Below are 16,087 nucleotides of genomic sequence, written 5' to 3'. Positions count from 1 at the left end.
GGCCGCATGGCGTATATGGAACAGTTGCAAGCGGGGCTCAAGTACTTGGTCGAAGCCGGGGAGGCTGGTCGGCGCAGTGCGGACGGCATGCTGGGCCCTGTCAACGGCGCGATCAGTGAAATCACTGGAGCGGCCTCCGAGCTGGAAAATATCCCGTTCGTGGGGCCGGCGATCGGCGCCAAGCTTCAGCGGGTGATGCGCGGCGTCGACGCGGCCCAGGCCAAGGTCGGTCAGGTGGTGGCGGTGTACGGCCGGGCGACCCGGGCGGCCGCCGAAGTACAGGAACGGATGGGGACGCTGAAGGAACAGGCGGGCAAGGCGGCGACGGCGATCAACAACATCGCCGGCAAGGTCAGCCCGTCGTTGGCCAACATCGTGCCTACCAGTTCCTTTGCCGTGGATGCGACACCCGCGCCGGAAGCGGTGAAGCCGTTCCCGCACCTGCTGATCATTCAGCCCCGCGACCCGAAGCTTCAACCGTACTTCTTCAATCTGGACACGGCGGCCTTCGACGAGCTGAGTCGCTCGACCGAATTCCGTTGGGCCTCCCAGGAACGCCTGTCGCGCCGCCCGGCGCAGCAGGCCATTGGGATGGGAGAGGAAAAGCTTACGCTCAAAGGCACGATCTACCCGGGCTTCAAAGGTGGCCTCAAGCAGCTCGACACGTTGCGCACCATTGGCGCCCGGCTTCAGCCGCTGACCCTGACCACGGGCTATGGCGAGGTGATTGGGACGTGGTGCCTGAAGACCATCGGCGACGAGCAAGGCGCGTTTTTGCACGGCGGGATTCCGCGTAAACAAGGGTTCACTCTGGAGTTTGTGCGCTATGGCGACGACATGCAGAACGTCTGATGGCGACATGCTCGATGTCATTTGCCATAACGTGTATGGCCATCTGAACGGCAGCACCGAAGCGGTGCTGGATGCCAATCAGGGGTTGGCGGATGAGCCCCAGCCCTACCGTACCGGCGTGGTGATCTATCTGCCGGATCTGCCCAGCCCGACTGGGGAGGGGGTTAGCTTGTGGGATTGATGGTCTACACTCGTGCCGATTGATTCCTCAAGCTCCTTTCTTTTTTTACCCGCCTTGTGCGGGTTTTTTTTTGAGCAAAATCCATGACCCCCATGTTTCGAATCGTGGCCGATGGCGCCGATGTGACGGCCAAGATCAATGATCGGTTGTTGTTGCTGCGCACCTCTGACAAGCCCGGGATGGAGTCCGACGAGTTTGAGTTGCGCATTGATGACCGCGACGGCCAGGTGGTGCTGCCTCAGCGTGGCAGCTCGATCGAGATCTACCTAGGCTATGCCGAAACGTCCTTGGCGAGAATGGGGCGTTACGCGGTGGACACGGTCGAGGTGTCGGGTCCGCCGGACACGATCGTGATCAAGGGCAAGGCCAGCGACATGCGCGGCAGTGGCAAGACCATCCGCAACGGCAGCTGGGAAGACGTGCCGCTGTCGAAGATCGTGGCCGACATCGCCGCGCGCAATGGCTGGCAGCCGGTGTGCCCGGTGAGCACGAAAGTCGCCCGGGTCGATCAGCTCAACGAGTCGGATTTTAATTTCATCACGCGGCTGGCCAAGCAATACGACTGCACGGCCAAGGTCGCCGACGGCAAGCTGTTGGTGATGCCGCGTCAAGCGGGCCAGACGGCCAGCGGCAAGGCCTTTGGCGCGATCACCCTGACGCGTAGCGACCTCAGTCGCTGGCAGTTCAGCCTGGGCGATCGCAACTCGCACAAGGCCGTGGCGACCAAGCACCAAGACAAGAAGACCGGCAAGCTCGCCATCCTCTCGGTGGATAACGACGACGCCCCGGATGGCTTGCCGGCGGTGCATACCGATCGGCATATCTACCCGAACAAGACCGCCGCCGAGTCGGCCGCCAAGGCGCGTTTGGCGGCGTTCAATCGCTCGACCGCTGACGTGCGTTTCGAGATGGACGGCCGGACCGACATCTTTGCCGAGCGATTGATCAACGCCCAGGGTTTCAAGGTCGGCCTTGATGGCGAGTACTTGGCGGATTCGGTCGAGCAGGTGTTTACCCAGTCCGGCTGGTCGACCACGGTCGAGTGCAATGCCGGCAAGCAGGGCAAGTCCAAAGCTAAAAAGAAGAAAGCTAAACCGCCGCTCAAGGTCGTGAGCGTCAACGCGACTTAACGCATTCCGTTGCCGCCTGAGGGCGGCTTTTTTACGTCTGGAGTTTTGTATGTCCATCACTGAGCAACAGCTACAACGCATCATGCCCAACGCCCGCCGCCAAGCGGGCGTTTTTGTATCCGCCCTCAACACGGCCATGGCGCATCGGCAAATCAATACGTCGAAACGTCAGGCGGCGTTTCTGGCCCAAGTTGGCCACGAGTCGGGTCAGCTGCAGTACGTCCGTGAGCTGGGCGGCGATCAGTACCTGAGCAAGTACGACACCGGCAATCTGGCCGCGAAACTGGGCAACACCCCAGAAGAAGATGGCGATGGCCAGCGCTATCGCGGGCGCGGTCTAATCCAGGTAACCGGTCGCAATAACTACCTGCGCTGCAGCCTGGCGCTGTTCGGTGACGAACGATTGCTGCGCACCCCTGAGCTGCTTGAGCTGCCGCAATGGGCTGCCGAGTCGGCCGCATGGTTCTGGTGGGTGCGCGAGTTGAGCGCGCTGGCGGATCGGGATGAGTTCGAAGCGATCACCCGCAAGATCAACGGCGGTCTCAATGGGCTGGCGGATCGGCTGGAATTGTGGGCTCGGGCGAGGGCGGTGCTATGCGTCTCGTCGACCTGATCCCAGCACCGTATCGGCTGCTGGCTAGCGGTGTCCTTCTGGTCGCTTTGGCAGGGGGATCCGCTGCGTTAGCGTGGCAGGTCCAGGACTGGCGCTATGGCCAGCAGCTGGAGCAACAAGCCCGCCGGCACGCGGAAATCCTCAACCAACAGACGCTGGCGGCGGCGACTCAACAACAAGCCGAGCAGGACAAGCGCCTGGCACTGGAACAGCGGCTTTCCGTCATTGAACAAACCCATTACCGAGCCCTGAGCGATGCCCAACGTGATCAAGGTCGCCTGCGCGACCGCCTTGCCACTGCTGATCTGCGCCTGTCAGTCCTACTCGCCCCCGTTGCCAGCGAAAACGGTGCAATGCCAACCGCCACCACCGGCGGCTTGGTTCATGGCCCCACAAGAGCCCAACTTGACCCGGCGCATGCTCAACGAATTATCGGCATCACCGATGTCGGCGACCAAGGACTGATCGCCCTAGCGGCCTGTCAGGCCTACGTCAAAGAAATCTCAACACCGAAGTGAAAAGAGCGGCCGGGGTGGATGCGTCAACATCCAACCCGACCGCCGTCCCCGCAGATTGTCCCTGCAAGTCCAGCCAAGGCTCTTACTCCGTGCACGAAGCGCGGCGAGCCTAGCACCTGTTTATCCATACAGTAAAGGTCTTGCTCTCTATGTCTACACCCATCATTCCTTGGATGGGCGGGAAACGCCGCCTGGCCGACCGCCTCATTCCGCTTTTTCCGCCTCACGAATGCTACGTCGAAGTCTTTGCCGGCGGTGCCGCGCTCTACTTCATGCGACCCCAGGCCGCGCCGGTTGAAGTCCTCAACGACATCAACGGCGACTTGGTCACGCTGTACCGCGTCGTGCAGAACCACCTGGAAGAATTTGTGCGCCAATTCAAATGGGCTCTCAGTTCGCGCCAGGTGTTCGAGTGGCAGAAGATGACCCGCCCCGAAACCCTCACCGACATCCAGCGCGCCGCACGGTTTTTCTACCTGCAGCACCATGCTTTCGCCGGCAAGGTCACTGGACAGACGTTCGGTACCGCGACCACCGGCCCGGCGATCAACCTGCTGCGGATCGAGGAAAATCTCTCGGCTGCGTGGCAGCGCTTGTCCGGCACTTACGTCGAACACCTACCCTGGCTCGAATGCGCCGAGCGTTACGACCGTGCCCACACCTTTCACTACATGGACCCGCCTTACTGGCAGACCGCCGGCTATGGGGTGGACTTTGCGTTTGAGAATTACGAGCGAATGGCCGACTTTATGCGCCGCTGCAAAGGCAAAGTAATGGTCAGCATCAACGACCATCCGGACATCCGACGTACGTTCGAAGGTTTTCATTTTGAGACACTGGACATACGTTACTGCAACACCAATCAGCGCCAAGGCAAAGCCGAGGTCAGTGGCGAGCTGGTCATCATGAACTGGGAACCGGCAGAGTTAGGAGGGCTGTTTTAGTCGGTACGTTTTTATTGCTGATCGATCTAGTGCCGCGATGGCCTCCTGCTAATGCTGGTGGGGATAGCCTCTTATCCCTTCTTCGGATTTTCAAAGCGATCGCTCATGGACAAGCAACTAGTTGGGCTCTCAATTCTGATGGCACTCGCGTGGACTTCAGTGGTCCTATTGGTGATGTATAGGATGTTCAACTAGAGGATCGCCGTGGTGTCGGATGTGGTGTTGAACGACAAGATGAAGAGGGAGTCGGACCGTCTTTTGGCGCAGATAGCGCGCGCGGACTCAATTATTGTGGCCGTGAAGGCTGGCGCTCGGGCGGAGGGGCTCGTGCTCGGGATGGAAACGGTCGGCGCCTTAAGGTCTGGAGACGCGGAAAATCTTTACGTGGTTATCGAAACTGCGCTGGAAGAACGCCTCAAGTCCCTGGCATCGATTTAGAACAAGTCAGGGGCAGGATGTTCTGCCGCGCTAGGTTTTATCAACTCAGGGCTCTGATTGCGCACATTGCCGATGGCGCGGTCCACTTTAAACCATTCGAACGCCTCAGTCGGTTCACCCTGCAGTAGCACCATCTGTTCGGCGCGCTCCTTGGGCGTGCTTGGCTCCAGCCATTCCCGCGCCAGTTCTGGCGACAGTGTCACCGGGCGGCGGTCGTGAATGTCCACCATACCGCCGACACTGTCGGCAGTGATGATCACGAAGCCGTTATTCTCGGTGGGTTCCCGCCCGGCGCTTGGATATTGTCCAATTGCAGCGCACAGAATGGGCGCACGATCCCGGCGACGAATCAAGTACGGCTGCTTTCTAGGCCCGCCTTCATCCACCCATTCGAACCAGTTGTTGATCGCGATGATTGCCCGGTGCGGCCAGATTGCACGGAAGAACGAGCCGTGGGCCACGTTCTCTACCCGGGCATTGATCGGCGCGGCGCGATCCTTGGCCCAATGCGGCCGCCAGCCCCAACGAACCATGTCGGCCTGCAGGTATTGGCCCTCCTGGTGGAAGATGGCCAGCTGGGTGGTGGGTGCTGCGTTGTAGCGCTCGAAGGGCAGGTCGCCGGTGTTATTGATCAGGGCGTTGGGCATACTCAGCGCCGCAACGAAGTCGTGGATGCCGTCGTACTGTGAAAGTCGTCCGCACATAGCTCGCCCGCCTATCCGATATTCCCTACAAAAATTGACCGCAAGCCTTTCTGACAGTTAACTGTATATTCGTACAGTATTGGAAGTCGTGCGTCATGAGCTACTCAATTCTAGGCCCTATCGCCGAGGGCGGCCTGAAGCTGCCGCTGTGCCTGTTCCAGGTGCCGGCCGGTTTTCCTTCGCCAGCAGCAGATCACATCGAGGCCCACATATCGCTGGATGAGGTGTTGAACATCCGCGCGCCGCACGTCTACCTCGTGTCGATCATCGGGGAGAGCATGCAGGGCGCGGGAATCTTTGAAGGCGATCTGGCGGTGGTGGATCGCTCGCTTGAGCCAGCACACGGCCACATCGTCGTTGCATTGCTAAACAATGATCCGGTGTGCAAGCGCCTGTGTATTCGCGGCAAAGATGTGATCCTGCTGTCGGAAAACCCTAAATACCCGCCACGGTACGTGCTTGAGGGGGACGAGCTGTCCATCTGGGGCGTGATCACCGGCAGTGTGCGCAGCCATGTCTAAGTCGCCACCGGTTTTTGGCTTGATAGACTGCAACAGTTTCTATGCCAGTTGCGAGCGTGTGTTCCGCCCAGATCTGGCCAAAGTCCCAATCGTGGTTCTGTCGAACAACGACGGCTGTGTCATCGCGCGCAGCTACGACGCCAAGCCCTTCGTAAAAATGGGGGAGCCGTATTTCCAGATCAAGCACAAGCTCAGACAGCACGGCATCGTCGCGTTCTCGTCGAACTACGCCCTGTACGGCGACATGAGCGAACGGGTCATGAGTCTGATCGAGTCCATGGTCCCGGCTGTTGAGGTGTACAGCATCGACGAGGCCTTTGCTGATCTCACCGGTATCGATGGGCTGGACGTGCTCGGCCGGCAGATTCGCGCCCAGGTTCTACGATGCACCGGCATCCCAGTTGGTGTGGGTATCGCCCCGACCAAGACCTTGGCCAAGCTGGCCAACCACACAGCAAAGCGTTTGCAGGCACAGACCGGGGGGGTCGTGAATATTTGCGATCCGGTGAAACGCGATTGGGTGCTACGCAACACCGATGTGGCCGAGGTGTGGGGTGTGGGTCGCCGCATGAAAATGCACTTGGATGCCATGGGCATCAAAACGGCCATGGACTTGGCCAAGGCTGACGCCTGGTCGCTGCGCAAGAACTTCAGTGTGGTGATTGAGAAAACCGCCCGTGAGCTGGCCGGCACGTCCTGCTTAGAGTTGGACGAGCCGAACCCGCCGAAGCAGGAGATCTGTTGCAGTCGGATGTTCGGAAAACGGCTGAAGGAGCTGGCGCCGATAAAGGAGGCCGTGGCCACCTATATGATGCGGGCATCGGAAAAGCTCCGAGCGCAGAAGTCGCTGTGCAAGAAGATCCGGGTCAGCATCCGTACCGGAATGTTCAATCCCGAGGAAGCCAAGTACTCGAATGGCGTGATGGTGGACCTGCCTTACCCGACGGACGATGTGCGTCTGCTGACTAAGGCGGCTGTCGATGCGCTCGATAGTGTGTTTCGCCCTGGGTTCAACTACAGCAAGGCAGAAGTAATGCTGCTGAACCTGTGCCAGCCCGGTGAATACACCGACGATCTGTTCGCCGCGTCCCAGCCCACTGAGGCAACCCGGGTGATGGCAGTGCTGGACCAGATCAATGGACGATGGGGGAGGGGGACACTGCGAGCCGCCAGCGTGCCGACTGGTCCAGAATGGGGGATGCGACGGGAGATGATGAGCCAGAGCTACACCACCAAGCTAGATGAGTTGTGGTGTGTCGCATGTCGATAAACTCCATTTCCTACTGCGCGTCAGCGTGGTGCGCCCGGAATGGAATTCAAGCGTGATACCATAGCAGCCTTTTGAATACGCTGTAGGTTCTAGAATGAGATGTATTTAGAACTAAAATGATATCGAATGTTGTTCAACCTGGGGAATGCAATTTAAATGGTCAAGAAAAGCAGAGGCGTTGAGCCGAGTGCAGAGGCGAAGCGAGAGGCGGAGGCCGCTGTTTCTGTTGTAGCTCGCCAGGTTAAGTTTAATGTTGCTGAATATCCAGTTTCGATGTACGTCGAAAGATTTAAAAATGATACTGATGATCGATATTTCGTACCCTCATATCAACGCAACCTGTCGTGGAATGATGAGCAAAAATCGCAGTTCATTGAATCTTTGATAATTGGTTTGCCCATCCCGTTTATGTTTTTCTACCAAACAGGTGACGGCAGAATGGAGATTGTTGACGGGTCGCAACGAATGAGAGCAATGAGATCTTTTCTAAAAGAAGGTCTACGCTTGCGAGATTTAGTGTTAGTGCCTGAGCTGAATGGCTTCTCGGTTGCTGATCTCCACAGTGACAGAGTTAACAAATTAGAAGATATTACAATCCGTACGATCATTCTAGATACCGACACAGATCCTTCGACCCGAGCGGAAATGTTTGCTCGAATCAATCGTATGGGCACGACCGCAAATGAAGCGGAAATTCGTAGGGGTTCATTGCCAGGAGATGTAACGGATTTGATTGCCAAGCTGGCTGAAGATCCAAGATTCATGAAGATGACTCCACTTACTGCCAAAGCTGTTAGCTCGCGTGAGCGCGAAGAGCTTGTCACCCGCTTCTTCGCATACCTCAATCGAAATGACACTCCAGAAGGTCGTTTCCCGGGGTATCGCGATCGTCCAAAAAAATTCATATATGATTATTTGAAAGACGCAAATTTAGCTGCAAAAGATCGGCCGGACATTATTCAAGCTATGAGTGATGAGTTTTGTCGGATGTTAGAATTTGTTCAAAATACTTTTGAGCTAGGGTTTAGAAAGAACACAACAGCCAACACAGTACCACGGGTTAGATTTGAGGCTCTATCTGTAGGTTCAGCTCTTGCGTTGAGGGCTAATCCTGATTTGAAAGTAGACTCGAAAGTAATATCAGAGCGGATGCATAAGGCCCATTTCGATACAGTAGTTGTGTCAGATGGTGCGAATGTACGCTCGAAATTAGAAGGAAGGATAGACATCATTGTCCGCATGTTGGCCGAAGAATGACTACTCTGCGTACGGCTCTTTCGGAGCGGAAAGAAGAGTTTCTAGTGCATATGTCACTTGCTCATGCTCTTGATCGCCGGCTATTTGTCGGAGATCCTGTCTCAATCGGTGAGACTGCTTTAACTGTTCGTCATTTGTCGACTATAAAATCGGGTTTGATAGTTCATCTCTACAATATCGTTGAGTCAGTAATGACGCGTACAATTCAGGAGGTTGGACAAGCGGTGCAGGTCACCCCCCCTTCCGAGTGGACAACGGAAACATTGAAAGAGTGGTTACGATTATATGCGGCGACTGGTTCTGACGGGAATGAAGATACTCGTTTGGATGTTGTTCACAAAGCCGCTTTAAAGTTGTTGACTAGAGAGCCCATCCAAGATCTAACATTTAAGAAGCCATCGGGCACCTGGTCGGATAAGGTGATCTATACGTTCTCGCAGCGACTAAAAGTGGAATTCAGGTTGGTGCCGGAAATAGCGCGAAAGATGGCGAAAAGTTCTAAGTATGGAGATAAGACCCCGTTGGAATTTTTGGCTGATAGAAGGAATGCCATTGCTCATGGACGGCGTTCATTTGAGGATGGAGCAAGGGATTTATCTCTTCAGGACATCCAAGATTTAGCTGATATAACTATTGAATATATGGAGCTGGCCGTGGATGCATTTCAGGGCTTTGTGGATAATAAGCACTTTGCGGCTGCTGTTTGATGCAAAAAGTAGACAAAATTGTTGCCGTCGATCTTTTTTGTGGGGCCGGTGGCCTTACTTATGGTCTTGAGACGGCCGGTATTTCGGTAACGCTTGGGGTCGATATTGACCCGCATTGCGCCCATGCCATAGAAGCTAATTCTAGGGCTAAATTTTTACAAGCCGACGTTGCTGCGTTAGATGCTGCAGTGGTTAAGGAAGCTTTGACAGGGGGAGATTTTACACTCCTTGCCGGATGCGCTCCCTGCCAACCATTCTCTACATATTCCCGTGCCGCGAAGCAAAGGCACGGCGAGGGTGCTGGCGATGGTCGGAGTGAAGATTGGCGTCTTGCTGAGCACTTCGGCAATATTATAAGAAAGGTTCAACCTGATATCGTGACAATGGAAAATGTTCCTCCATTATCACAGCAGGAAGTATTCAAAACCTTTTTAGAAGCGCTTGAAGGGTATTGGGTAGATTGGAAAGTTATTGAATGCAACTTGATTGGGCTCCCACAGACCAGAAAGCGTTTGGTTCTAGTTGCATCTAAGCTTGGGCCGATTGAGATTCCTAATTTCGATTTGCCCCGACAAACAGTTCGTTCGATCATTGGGGGGCTGCCTGAAATTAATGCGGGTGGGATAGATCCACATGACCGGTTGCATAAGGCTAGTCGGCTAAGCAGCATTAATATGGAGCGTATCCGCTCCTCTGTTGCCGGTGGCACTTGGAGAGATTGGCCGGAGCGCCTTCTCTCGTCCTGCCACACTAAAGAAACCGGCGCAACTTACCCCTCGGTATATGGGCGAATGGAATGGGATTCTCCAGCACCAACGATTACGACACAGTGCTTTGGGTATGGAAATGGACGGTTCGGTCACCCAGAACAGGATCGAGCAATTAGCCTTCGTGAGGCGGCTATGCTTCAAGGGTTCCCCCGGGATTACTCTTTCCTTCCAGAAGGTGAAGCCGTGAGCTTCGCTAAGGTTGGTAGGTTGATTGGAAACGCCGTACCCGTAACGCTTGGAGCAGTTATCGGTCGGTTCATTAAAGAGCACGTAGCAGAATATCGCAGTGCCAGTCATGCGGACGGGATGAAAGCTTAGGGTGAAATAGTGCATGTCCGAGGCCGCTGCATGCCGCACTACGCCTTGCTCATGGCCCGAAAATGCCGTTTTATATGGCCAGTGGCGGCCCCGGTGGACGCGGAAAGGGGTTCGAATCCCTATCCACACTTTGCAAACGTCTTGCCCAATGACTGCGGTCGGCTGTGGATCATCAGGTCTAGGCAAACTAGACCACCTTCTGGTGGTCTAGCTGATCGTCGTCGAAGAATAGAGACTTATTCCAAATCGCCTGGACTGATTCCGTATTTCGCCAGTTCAGCTGTGAAAGATGTCGCTCGGTCACGTCGAATAGCTTTGACATAGGACGGAATGATTTGCTTTGAGAGTGTCTTTATCGCAGTCGGGCTTTTGAGTTCTCGCTTATGGTCAAATGGGTTGTTACCTTCTCTGCGTTCTTCAATCTCAGCATTCAGATCTGTTATCAGGTCAGCCACTATTGGCGCGAATATCTTGAGCGCATTATTGGCACCGGCAATCTCTACTAAACGGCCAGCATTTGAGATAAACGCTTTGCCAGCATCATCTTCTTGCATTGCCTGGCGGATAAGATAAAGCATAAAAAACTGAACAAGTTTGTAATTCGCTACAAGTTGATCTCTAAACAATTCTAGAGAGTTTATTATTGCTTGGTGCAATATTTGAAGCGCTACGATTCTGCTAGCTGTAACTTCGGGGCGCCCGAATATTTCACTGTGTAATTCATCGAACAATTTGTAAGACTGGTGACAAGACCACGGTTGTTGTAAGTCAAATGCGAGTAGAAGGCGCGCCGCCTCTTCGTTAGTAATTACTTTATCGGCTGTGAGTTTTTCACCACGCTTTATTTCGTAGTCAAATACTCCGGGAAAATCTTTGCGAAACTCGGTCTGAAGTCTTTTTTGAATATTACTGTTAGATTGAAGGTCGCGTGCATTAATCGAATTTTGGTTGTTGCTGTGTCGGGTGATTTTTGCTGCGAGCTCATTTTGTGGTGGCAGCATAATAATACGAGCTAGCAGTCTCAGTTCGTTAGTTATTTTCGCTCGCTGCTCATGAAGGGTTGTGAGGCTTTGGCACCCGTTAACAACAGTATATCCGTCAATTGTAATGTGGTCATTTTCGCGGGTCGCAGATTCGGCAAGAATAGTTAAACCGTTGTGGTAAAGGATAAAGTTTTTATGCTCTGCTTGTTCGTTTACACTCTCCGCAATCGCTTTGTTTACTTTTGTTCTGCCAAGCGCTTTCCTCACGTTCCAAGCAAAAAGCTCCCCGCTTTGTAGTCCAGGCAGCGCTACCAGTTCAGTAGCAAGAAGCGGCGCTACAAAAACTTTAGCATCTGGTGTCGTATACTCGATTGCCATTTGGCCGTCGAGGCGAAAAGTTACTGAAGAATGAACGGGCGCAGACTCTCCCGCCGCAACCCAATCTTCAGATAGTCTAAGTTGGTCAAAAATTACTATGTCAGGTCGTTGGGCTATATAATTTTTTGCGTTATTATCAGCTTCAACATTTGTGATGAAAACCCCAGTGATTTTGTAGCCTTTCTCGACTAGATTCGCGATATCCAGATCTTTAATAAGGCCCTTTAGCTCTATGTTAACCGTTGTGGCTACGAGATTTTCGATGCTGGCTTTTGACTTTAGTTGGTCCATTGTTCCAGCAAACTCTTTGAGCGTAACATCGCCGAGGGTTTTGCGAGCGTTTTGATAGAGTTTTGTTTGAAATACTACAATTTTTTCAAAGTTTTCATCGACGTAGATACCGTCAATCCCCTTGTCGTCGGGGCCGTCACAAATGGTATCTTGAGAGTCAGATTCCTCCAGTCGAAAGTAGTGTTCCAAGTACCATCCGAGAAAAGCACGAGATTCTGTTCGGCCAGCCAGCAGGTGTCGCCCAAACATTCCTAGAATTTCAGGGTAAGTAAAAATAAGATTATTTTTCATCTAATGATCCGTGCTGATGGTTTTTAGTCGTAGGAGTAACGATCGTCATTTCAGCAATTGCGTCGATTTGCCGTCGGGCGATCGCCCGATCCACTCGCTTCCGTTTTCGGGTGAATAAGACGCCAAAATGAGTGGCACCACAATTGGCGCCTATGCCTGTCTCTCTGCCGTCGTTTGTTGTGATGAGATATCCAGCCATGTGAGGCTGATGACAGTGCGCGATACCACCAATCGGCTTTTCTAAAAAGCGGTGGGGAGCGACGGCCGACCCGAACCCTCGGGAGGTGTGAGGATGGAAAGCCAGTGGGACTTCAAAGCCAGGCCGGGCTTTTAGCTCCTCAATTGCGTTGATGACAACCAATGTGTCGTTCAAATAGCAGTACCTCGCGCTTGATAGTGGCGAATCGCGTTACCTGCATTTGAGCACAGTATGTAGATCGAGTGGTGCCACTGAAGCAACACCAATGTCATCTAGCGCTCAGGCCGCTGCAGTCAATTACTCCTCGTGTTTGATTTTTAATCGAGCTAGGCCTTGCTTGATGTGGCCTGCGTTCTCACCAATTGTCTCTAAAGCCCCACGAACATTTCCCCCTACTTCCGCCGCGCCCTGGGCTTCTGCTAACAAGGTCAGCTCCATGACGGCTGCCTCTAGGGCCATTTGATTGTGATAGATCCTTTCCAAAACATCCGACAGTGAGTATTCAATTGTCACGATTACCGACTCCTTTCGAGAAAATTCAAGCATAGCAGCGGCAGTGCCCGTGATTTGGCCCGAAAACGGTTGCTTAAAATTTGCTACAGCGGAGGGGATTGCGTCTGATTTTAATGAAGTGATGAATGATGGTGGTACGAAATTGGTACGGAGATTCTGAGTAGGCTTTTTTAGCCTTTATTTACTGGGGCATTATGATAAGTGCGTCCAATCCATCATCGGGCGATTCCTGTCGCTTGAAAGCCGTGGGGCAAAAATGGGGCAAACCAGCCGCCAATCTATGCCTTTCAATGCCAACTTAACACTTTCAGCCACTTGTCAAAGATGCCCTACAGGCCTTATGGATAGCGCCTGTAGGGAGTTTTAGTCTTGATACTCCAACACAATTGGCGTGTGCACTGATTACAGATCTTTGGTTCTGAGCTTTGCGAGGCCCTGTTTGATATGGCCAGCGTTTTCACCAATCGTGTGCAGCGCTCCCCGGACATTTTCTGCCGCTTCAGCTAAACCCTGCTGTTCAACCTTAAGCGTCAGTTCCATCACGGCGGCCTCCAAAGCTAACTGGTTGTGGTAGATCCTCTCCAGCACATCCGATAGCGAATACTCACCTGGCATGGTTTCGACTCCTTTCGAGAAAAAGTAAAAGCATAGTACTGGCAGTGCCCCTGTCAGGCAGTTATTACGGCTTGCTTAGAAATTGCTACAAATCGAAGAGTGTGCTGCGGATTAGTCAGTCTGGTTGTGGCGTTGGGGAAGTGCTAGCCCAATCCAACACTCGCCCGCAATACGCTCGGATATCGTAACTCTCCGCTATGTATCTCGAATCAATTTGAACTTCTGCTCAAGCAATACCTTAAGCAAACCATAATCGTCAGTAGAGAACTAAATTTTCGATAGAAAATCTCCCTGCTGAACTTGTACTTCAGGTCGGCGCAAAGTCCTAGGAGATAGACCGTCCTGACGGTTTAAGATTGCCTGTCGGGCCAGCGCTATTAATACACCTAAAATCAACCCGAAAAACAAACTCAAAGGGATAATCGAGGTTCTGAATTGTCTAGTTGGGCCTATAGGCTCCTGCGCACGCCGATCAACGGAGACCAATTTCAAGTTGCTCATATCTGTGTTGATGTTACGTAGCCTGGCGTTTTCGGCGCGCAACGGGTCGATATTCTGGATAAAAATATCTTCGTTTTTGCGTTGATTAAGAATTTCAACCTCGCGATTAGATTCTAACATCTTCAACTCTTTACCGATTTCGGCAATTCTACCGTTGGTAAAATCATCATTAGAACGTCGTCTCAAAGTCGCAACTTCCGCCTCAAGCGCATCGGTTCCCATAAAATAAAGTGGGATCGCTCGATTATTAACCTCGGTGCGCATCCCCCGCCCAGAACTATCGCCCGATGAGCTCGCTATAGAGGACGGAGTGGTTGGAAGTTTGATCCCCATGACCTTGGCGATAGAAATTGCCTCGGTTAACTCCGCCAATCGGTTGGAACGCACGACGCTCATCTGAAAGCGTAGACCAGCCAACTCATCTTTCAGTTGGGCACGTTTCACATTATCTCGCTCAATGAACTCTGCGATTTTCGACTCTTTTCCTGTATCGTAACTGGAACGGGCCGCGCTAATTTTGCCTTTTACCTCCGCAAGACGGTTGTCGACAATCACCTTGAGATCAGCCCCGACCTGGACACGCTCCAAAGCTAGGGCATAATCAACAAAACCATTCGTAATTGCGACCCCGTCAACGCCTTCGGGGTAACGCATGTCTAAACGTATATAACTACTGAGCTCGGTTTTCTTAGGGTCGGGTAGAACCAAACTTATAGAATTACGATTAAAAGCCTCAAAACCCTGCTCAAGGCTCTGATCGGGTTTATTAAACGGCTTAAAAAGTTCGGGGTTAGCTTTAAAGAAATCAAAGCGAGCCTCATAAGAATCTAAGCGAGCGCCTACTTTATTCAGTGCTTCGGTGGGGGGCAGCGTATAGACCTGAGAGCGATTAAGTGCATCCAGCTCGTTAATTGCGGTAGGTCTGAGCAGCGAGCTTACTTGAAACTCCCGTGGTATGGAGAAAGTAATAATGGTTCCTATCGCTCCGGCTAAAACGACGAAGCCTAAGATAAGAACTTTCTGTTTCCAGATGGTGTGAAATAATTCGATCAGATTGATCTCGCTCGGGGGGGAGGGTAGCGCGTTACTTGAAAGATTGCTCAAAATTAACTCATCCTAAATTTCGACTACTGGACAGTAGTTTTTTATGATTTTACCGGAATCGATCCTAGCTTCCCGGAGTTGACCATCAGGCTGTAACATTCTTGTGATGCCCCAAGGGCTTCCTTTGTTCAAGCGAGCCGCATCTTTGGAGATGACACGTCATTCTCAACTATGAATTCCTGGCCTTACAATGCAGGACCATACACCAGCGTATGAGTTCGACCCATTGCCCCAGTGATATATTAACAAGTTTTTAGTTCGAGAATGATTCGTGAGCAGTCCAAACAGTTGCGTCGTTCTCAATAACTTGAACTTTGGATGCGCTGAAAACATTCAAGTCGAGGACAATCTCTGTATAAGTCTTGTTGGTAAATCCACAGCCGCCAATGAGTTTGTTCGTGCCTTGGACGATGTACTTTAGCTGTGTGTCGTATGTCTCTTCCGAAGGGCAGATTAGTGAGCCTTGCTTGAGTGTTTTGGGTGCTGCGATCGCACTGGCAGAGAGGATGAGGCTTAGGATGAGCACTGCGAATCGGATGGCAATCATACGCATTCCCTACGTTATTGATGCTGATGTGCTATCACTGTACGCTGCGGTTCTTTTAGTGACAATAGGCTTATGCTGTTTCGATGTGTAACACGGTGGGTACAACGCACTTACAGGCAGCGAATCCTCGATCCGTTCCATAGCCTCGCCTTACTGAATTTCTAGCTAAGGTATAGCCCTGAGCCGGGCCAGGCCCTGTTTGATAAAACCAGTGTTTTCACCAATCGTTCGCAGCGCTCCCCGGTTATGTTCGCCCGCCTCAGCTAAACCCTGCTGTTTAACCTGAAGCGTCAGCTCCATTACGACGCCTCCAAAGCTAACTGATTATGGTCGATCCTCCCCAGTACATCTGACAGCGAATATTCACCAGGCATGGTTGCGACTCCTTTCGAGAGAAAGCAAAAGAAAAGTACCGGCATTGCCCATGACAGGTAGGTGTTAC

19 protein-coding genes and 1 pseudogene are annotated in these 16,087 nt (G+C 52.7%); 12 read left to right on the top strand and 8 right to left on the bottom strand.

Annotated features, from left to right (window positions below; translation table 11 throughout):
- Positions 1 to 6: 6 nt before the first annotated feature.
- The 7 genes from WLY71_RS17380 (at position 7) to WLY71_RS17350 (ending at position 4,676) form a co-directional block, all read left to right on the top strand.
- On the top strand, positions 7 to 852 hold the full coding sequence (locus tag WLY71_RS17380) for a phage tail protein (protein WP_347804525.1): 846 nt from the start codon (positions 7 to 9) through the stop codon (positions 850 to 852).
- Entirely contained in the window at positions 827 to 1,033 is a 207-nt protein-coding gene (locus tag WLY71_RS17375; RefSeq protein WP_149417768.1) for a tail protein X, read from the top strand. Before WLY71_RS17380 ends, WLY71_RS17375 begins: the two co-directional genes overlap by 26 nt.
- Before the next feature lie 83 nt (positions 1,034 to 1,116).
- On the top strand, positions 1,117 to 2,163 hold the full coding sequence (locus tag WLY71_RS17370; RefSeq protein WP_347804524.1) for a phage late control D family protein: 1,047 nt from the start codon (positions 1,117 to 1,119) through the stop codon (positions 2,161 to 2,163).
- A 49-nt stretch (positions 2,164 to 2,212) separates the two neighbouring features.
- Positions 2,213 to 2,776 carry a glycoside hydrolase family 19 protein gene (locus tag WLY71_RS17365; RefSeq protein ID WP_347804523.1) on the top strand — a complete coding sequence of 188 codons (564 nt, stop codon included), beginning with the start codon at positions 2,213 to 2,215 and terminating at the stop codon, positions 2,774 to 2,776.
- The gene (locus WLY71_RS17360; RefSeq protein ID WP_347804522.1) at positions 2,758 to 3,294 is read left to right on the top strand and encodes a lysis system spanin subunit; all 537 of its coding nucleotides are present in this window, start codon (positions 2,758 to 2,760) and stop codon (positions 3,292 to 3,294) included. Before WLY71_RS17365 ends, WLY71_RS17360 begins: the two co-directional genes overlap by 19 nt.
- Before the next feature lie 149 nt (positions 3,295 to 3,443).
- Positions 3,444 to 4,238, top strand: coding sequence for a DNA adenine methylase (locus WLY71_RS17355; RefSeq protein ID WP_347804521.1), 795 nt, complete (start codon positions 3,444 to 3,446; stop codon positions 4,236 to 4,238).
- A 219-nt stretch (positions 4,239 to 4,457) separates the two neighbouring features.
- Positions 4,458 to 4,676 (top strand): hypothetical protein, encoded by a 219-nt coding sequence (locus WLY71_RS17350; protein ID WP_425589935.1) that lies wholly within the window; start codon positions 4,458 to 4,460, stop codon positions 4,674 to 4,676.
- Here the strand turns inward: WLY71_RS17350 and WLY71_RS17345 are convergent.
- Positions 4,673 to 5,380, bottom strand: a complete 708-nt coding sequence (locus WLY71_RS17345; RefSeq protein ID WP_347804519.1) for an SOS response-associated peptidase family protein — start codon at positions 5,378 to 5,380, stop codon at positions 4,673 to 4,675. The genes WLY71_RS17350 and WLY71_RS17345 overlap by 4 nt on opposite strands.
- Before the next feature lie 95 nt (positions 5,381 to 5,475).
- Here WLY71_RS17345 and WLY71_RS17340 point away from each other — a divergent pair, with 95 nt between their 5' ends.
- From WLY71_RS17340 to WLY71_RS17320, 5 genes are all read left to right on the top strand, one after another.
- Entirely contained in the window at positions 5,476 to 5,901 is a 426-nt protein-coding gene (locus WLY71_RS17340; RefSeq protein ID WP_347804518.1) for a LexA family protein, read from the top strand.
- Positions 5,894 to 7,171 (top strand): translesion error-prone DNA polymerase V subunit UmuC, encoded by a 1,278-nt coding sequence (gene umuC, locus WLY71_RS17335; RefSeq protein ID WP_347804517.1) that lies wholly within the window; start codon positions 5,894 to 5,896, stop codon positions 7,169 to 7,171. Before WLY71_RS17340 ends, umuC begins: the two co-directional genes overlap by 8 nt.
- 156 nt (positions 7,172 to 7,327) lie before the next feature.
- On the top strand, positions 7,328 to 8,428 hold the full coding sequence (locus WLY71_RS17330; protein ID WP_347804516.1) for a DUF262 domain-containing protein: 1,101 nt from the start codon (positions 7,328 to 7,330) through the stop codon (positions 8,426 to 8,428).
- Positions 8,425 to 9,135, top strand: a complete 711-nt coding sequence (locus WLY71_RS17325) for an MAE_28990/MAE_18760 family HEPN-like nuclease (protein ID WP_347804515.1) — start codon at positions 8,425 to 8,427, stop codon at positions 9,133 to 9,135. The genes WLY71_RS17330 and WLY71_RS17325 overlap by 4 nt, the downstream gene beginning before the upstream one ends.
- A complete protein-coding gene (locus WLY71_RS17320) occupies positions 9,135 to 10,223 on the top strand; it encodes a DNA cytosine methyltransferase (RefSeq protein WP_347804514.1) in 1,089 nt (362 codons plus the stop codon). The genes WLY71_RS17325 and WLY71_RS17320 overlap by 1 nt, the downstream gene beginning before the upstream one ends.
- Positions 10,224 to 10,459: 236 nt before the next feature.
- On the opposite strand, the gene WLY71_RS17315 is transcribed toward WLY71_RS17320, so the two are convergent.
- The 7 genes and pseudogenes from WLY71_RS17315 to WLY71_RS17285 form a co-directional block, all read right to left on the bottom strand.
- The gene (locus tag WLY71_RS17315) at positions 10,460 to 12,166 is read right to left on the bottom strand and encodes an AIPR family protein (protein WP_347804513.1); all 1,707 of its coding nucleotides are present in this window, start codon (positions 12,164 to 12,166) and stop codon (positions 10,460 to 10,462) included.
- Positions 12,156 to 12,539, bottom strand: a complete 384-nt coding sequence (locus WLY71_RS17310; RefSeq protein WP_347804512.1) for a hypothetical protein — start codon at positions 12,537 to 12,539, stop codon at positions 12,156 to 12,158. Before WLY71_RS17310 ends, WLY71_RS17315 begins: the two co-directional genes overlap by 11 nt.
- Positions 12,540 to 12,662: 123 nt before the next feature.
- On the bottom strand, positions 12,663 to 12,911 hold the full coding sequence (locus tag WLY71_RS17305; RefSeq protein WP_425589933.1) for a hypothetical protein: 249 nt from the start codon (positions 12,909 to 12,911) through the stop codon (positions 12,663 to 12,665).
- 369 nt (positions 12,912 to 13,280) lie between these two features.
- Complete coding sequence (locus WLY71_RS17300) at positions 13,281 to 13,493, bottom strand: hypothetical protein (protein WP_347804510.1); 213 nt, start codon at positions 13,491 to 13,493, stop codon at positions 13,281 to 13,283.
- Between the two features lie 267 nt (positions 13,494 to 13,760).
- Positions 13,761 to 15,098: a Wzz/FepE/Etk N-terminal domain-containing protein gene (locus WLY71_RS17295; RefSeq protein ID WP_347804509.1), complete on the bottom strand. Its 1,338-nt coding sequence runs from the start codon at positions 15,096 to 15,098 to the stop codon at positions 13,761 to 13,763.
- A 253-nt stretch (positions 15,099 to 15,351) separates the two neighbouring features.
- Entirely contained in the window at positions 15,352 to 15,645 is a 294-nt protein-coding gene (locus WLY71_RS17290) for a hypothetical protein (RefSeq protein WP_347804508.1), read from the bottom strand.
- Between the two features lie 165 nt (positions 15,646 to 15,810).
- Positions 15,811 to 16,019, bottom strand: a pseudogene (locus WLY71_RS17285) (hypothetical protein).
- Between the last annotated feature and the right edge of the window lie 68 nt (positions 16,020 to 16,087).

Source organism: Pseudomonas rossensis (genome assembly GCF_039888995.1).
Taxonomy (GTDB): domain Bacteria; phylum Pseudomonadota; class Gammaproteobacteria; order Pseudomonadales; family Pseudomonadaceae; genus Aquipseudomonas; species Aquipseudomonas rossensis.
Note: the sequence above shows the minus strand (reverse complement) of the source record. Positions and strands in the feature narration are given on the sequence as shown.

Excerpts from the sequence above, each read along its gene's own strand:
- WLY71_RS17370 (WP_347804524.1), top strand. The coding sequence starts at position 1,117 with ATGACCCCCATGTTTCGAATCGTGGCCGATGGCGCCGATGTGACGGCC.
- WLY71_RS17315 (WP_347804513.1), bottom strand. The coding sequence starts at position 12,166 with ATGAAAAATAATCTTATTTTTACTTACCCTGAAATTCTAGGAATGTTT.
- WLY71_RS17325 (WP_347804515.1), top strand. The coding sequence starts at position 8,425 with ATGACTACTCTGCGTACGGCTCTTTCGGAGCGGAAAGAAGAGTTTCTA.
- WLY71_RS17290 (WP_347804508.1), bottom strand. The coding sequence starts at position 15,645 with ATGATTGCCATCCGATTCGCAGTGCTCATCCTAAGCCTCATCCTCTCT.
- WLY71_RS17380 (WP_347804525.1), top strand. The coding sequence starts at position 7 with ATGGCGTATATGGAACAGTTGCAAGCGGGGCTCAAGTACTTGGTCGAA.
- WLY71_RS17355 (WP_347804521.1), top strand. The coding sequence starts at position 3,444 with ATGTCTACACCCATCATTCCTTGGATGGGCGGGAAACGCCGCCTGGCC.
- WLY71_RS17365 (WP_347804523.1), top strand. The coding sequence starts at position 2,213 with ATGTCCATCACTGAGCAACAGCTACAACGCATCATGCCCAACGCCCGC.
- WLY71_RS17360 (WP_347804522.1), top strand. The coding sequence starts at position 2,758 with ATGCGTCTCGTCGACCTGATCCCAGCACCGTATCGGCTGCTGGCTAGC.
- WLY71_RS17305 (WP_425589933.1), bottom strand. The coding sequence starts at position 12,911 with ATGCTTGAATTTTCTCGAAAGGAGTCGGTAATCGTGACAATTGAATAC.
- WLY71_RS17330 (WP_347804516.1), top strand. The coding sequence starts at position 7,328 with ATGGTCAAGAAAAGCAGAGGCGTTGAGCCGAGTGCAGAGGCGAAGCGA.
- WLY71_RS17345 (WP_347804519.1), bottom strand. The coding sequence starts at position 5,380 with ATGTGCGGACGACTTTCACAGTACGACGGCATCCACGACTTCGTTGCG.
- WLY71_RS17320 (WP_347804514.1), top strand. The coding sequence starts at position 9,135 with ATGCAAAAAGTAGACAAAATTGTTGCCGTCGATCTTTTTTGTGGGGCC.
- umuC (WP_347804517.1), top strand. The coding sequence starts at position 5,894 with ATGTCTAAGTCGCCACCGGTTTTTGGCTTGATAGACTGCAACAGTTTC.
- WLY71_RS17300 (WP_347804510.1), bottom strand. The coding sequence starts at position 13,493 with ATGCCAGGTGAGTATTCGCTATCGGATGTGCTGGAGAGGATCTACCAC.
- WLY71_RS17340 (WP_347804518.1), top strand. The coding sequence starts at position 5,476 with ATGAGCTACTCAATTCTAGGCCCTATCGCCGAGGGCGGCCTGAAGCTG.
- WLY71_RS17375 (WP_149417768.1), top strand. The coding sequence starts at position 827 with ATGGCGACGACATGCAGAACGTCTGATGGCGACATGCTCGATGTCATT.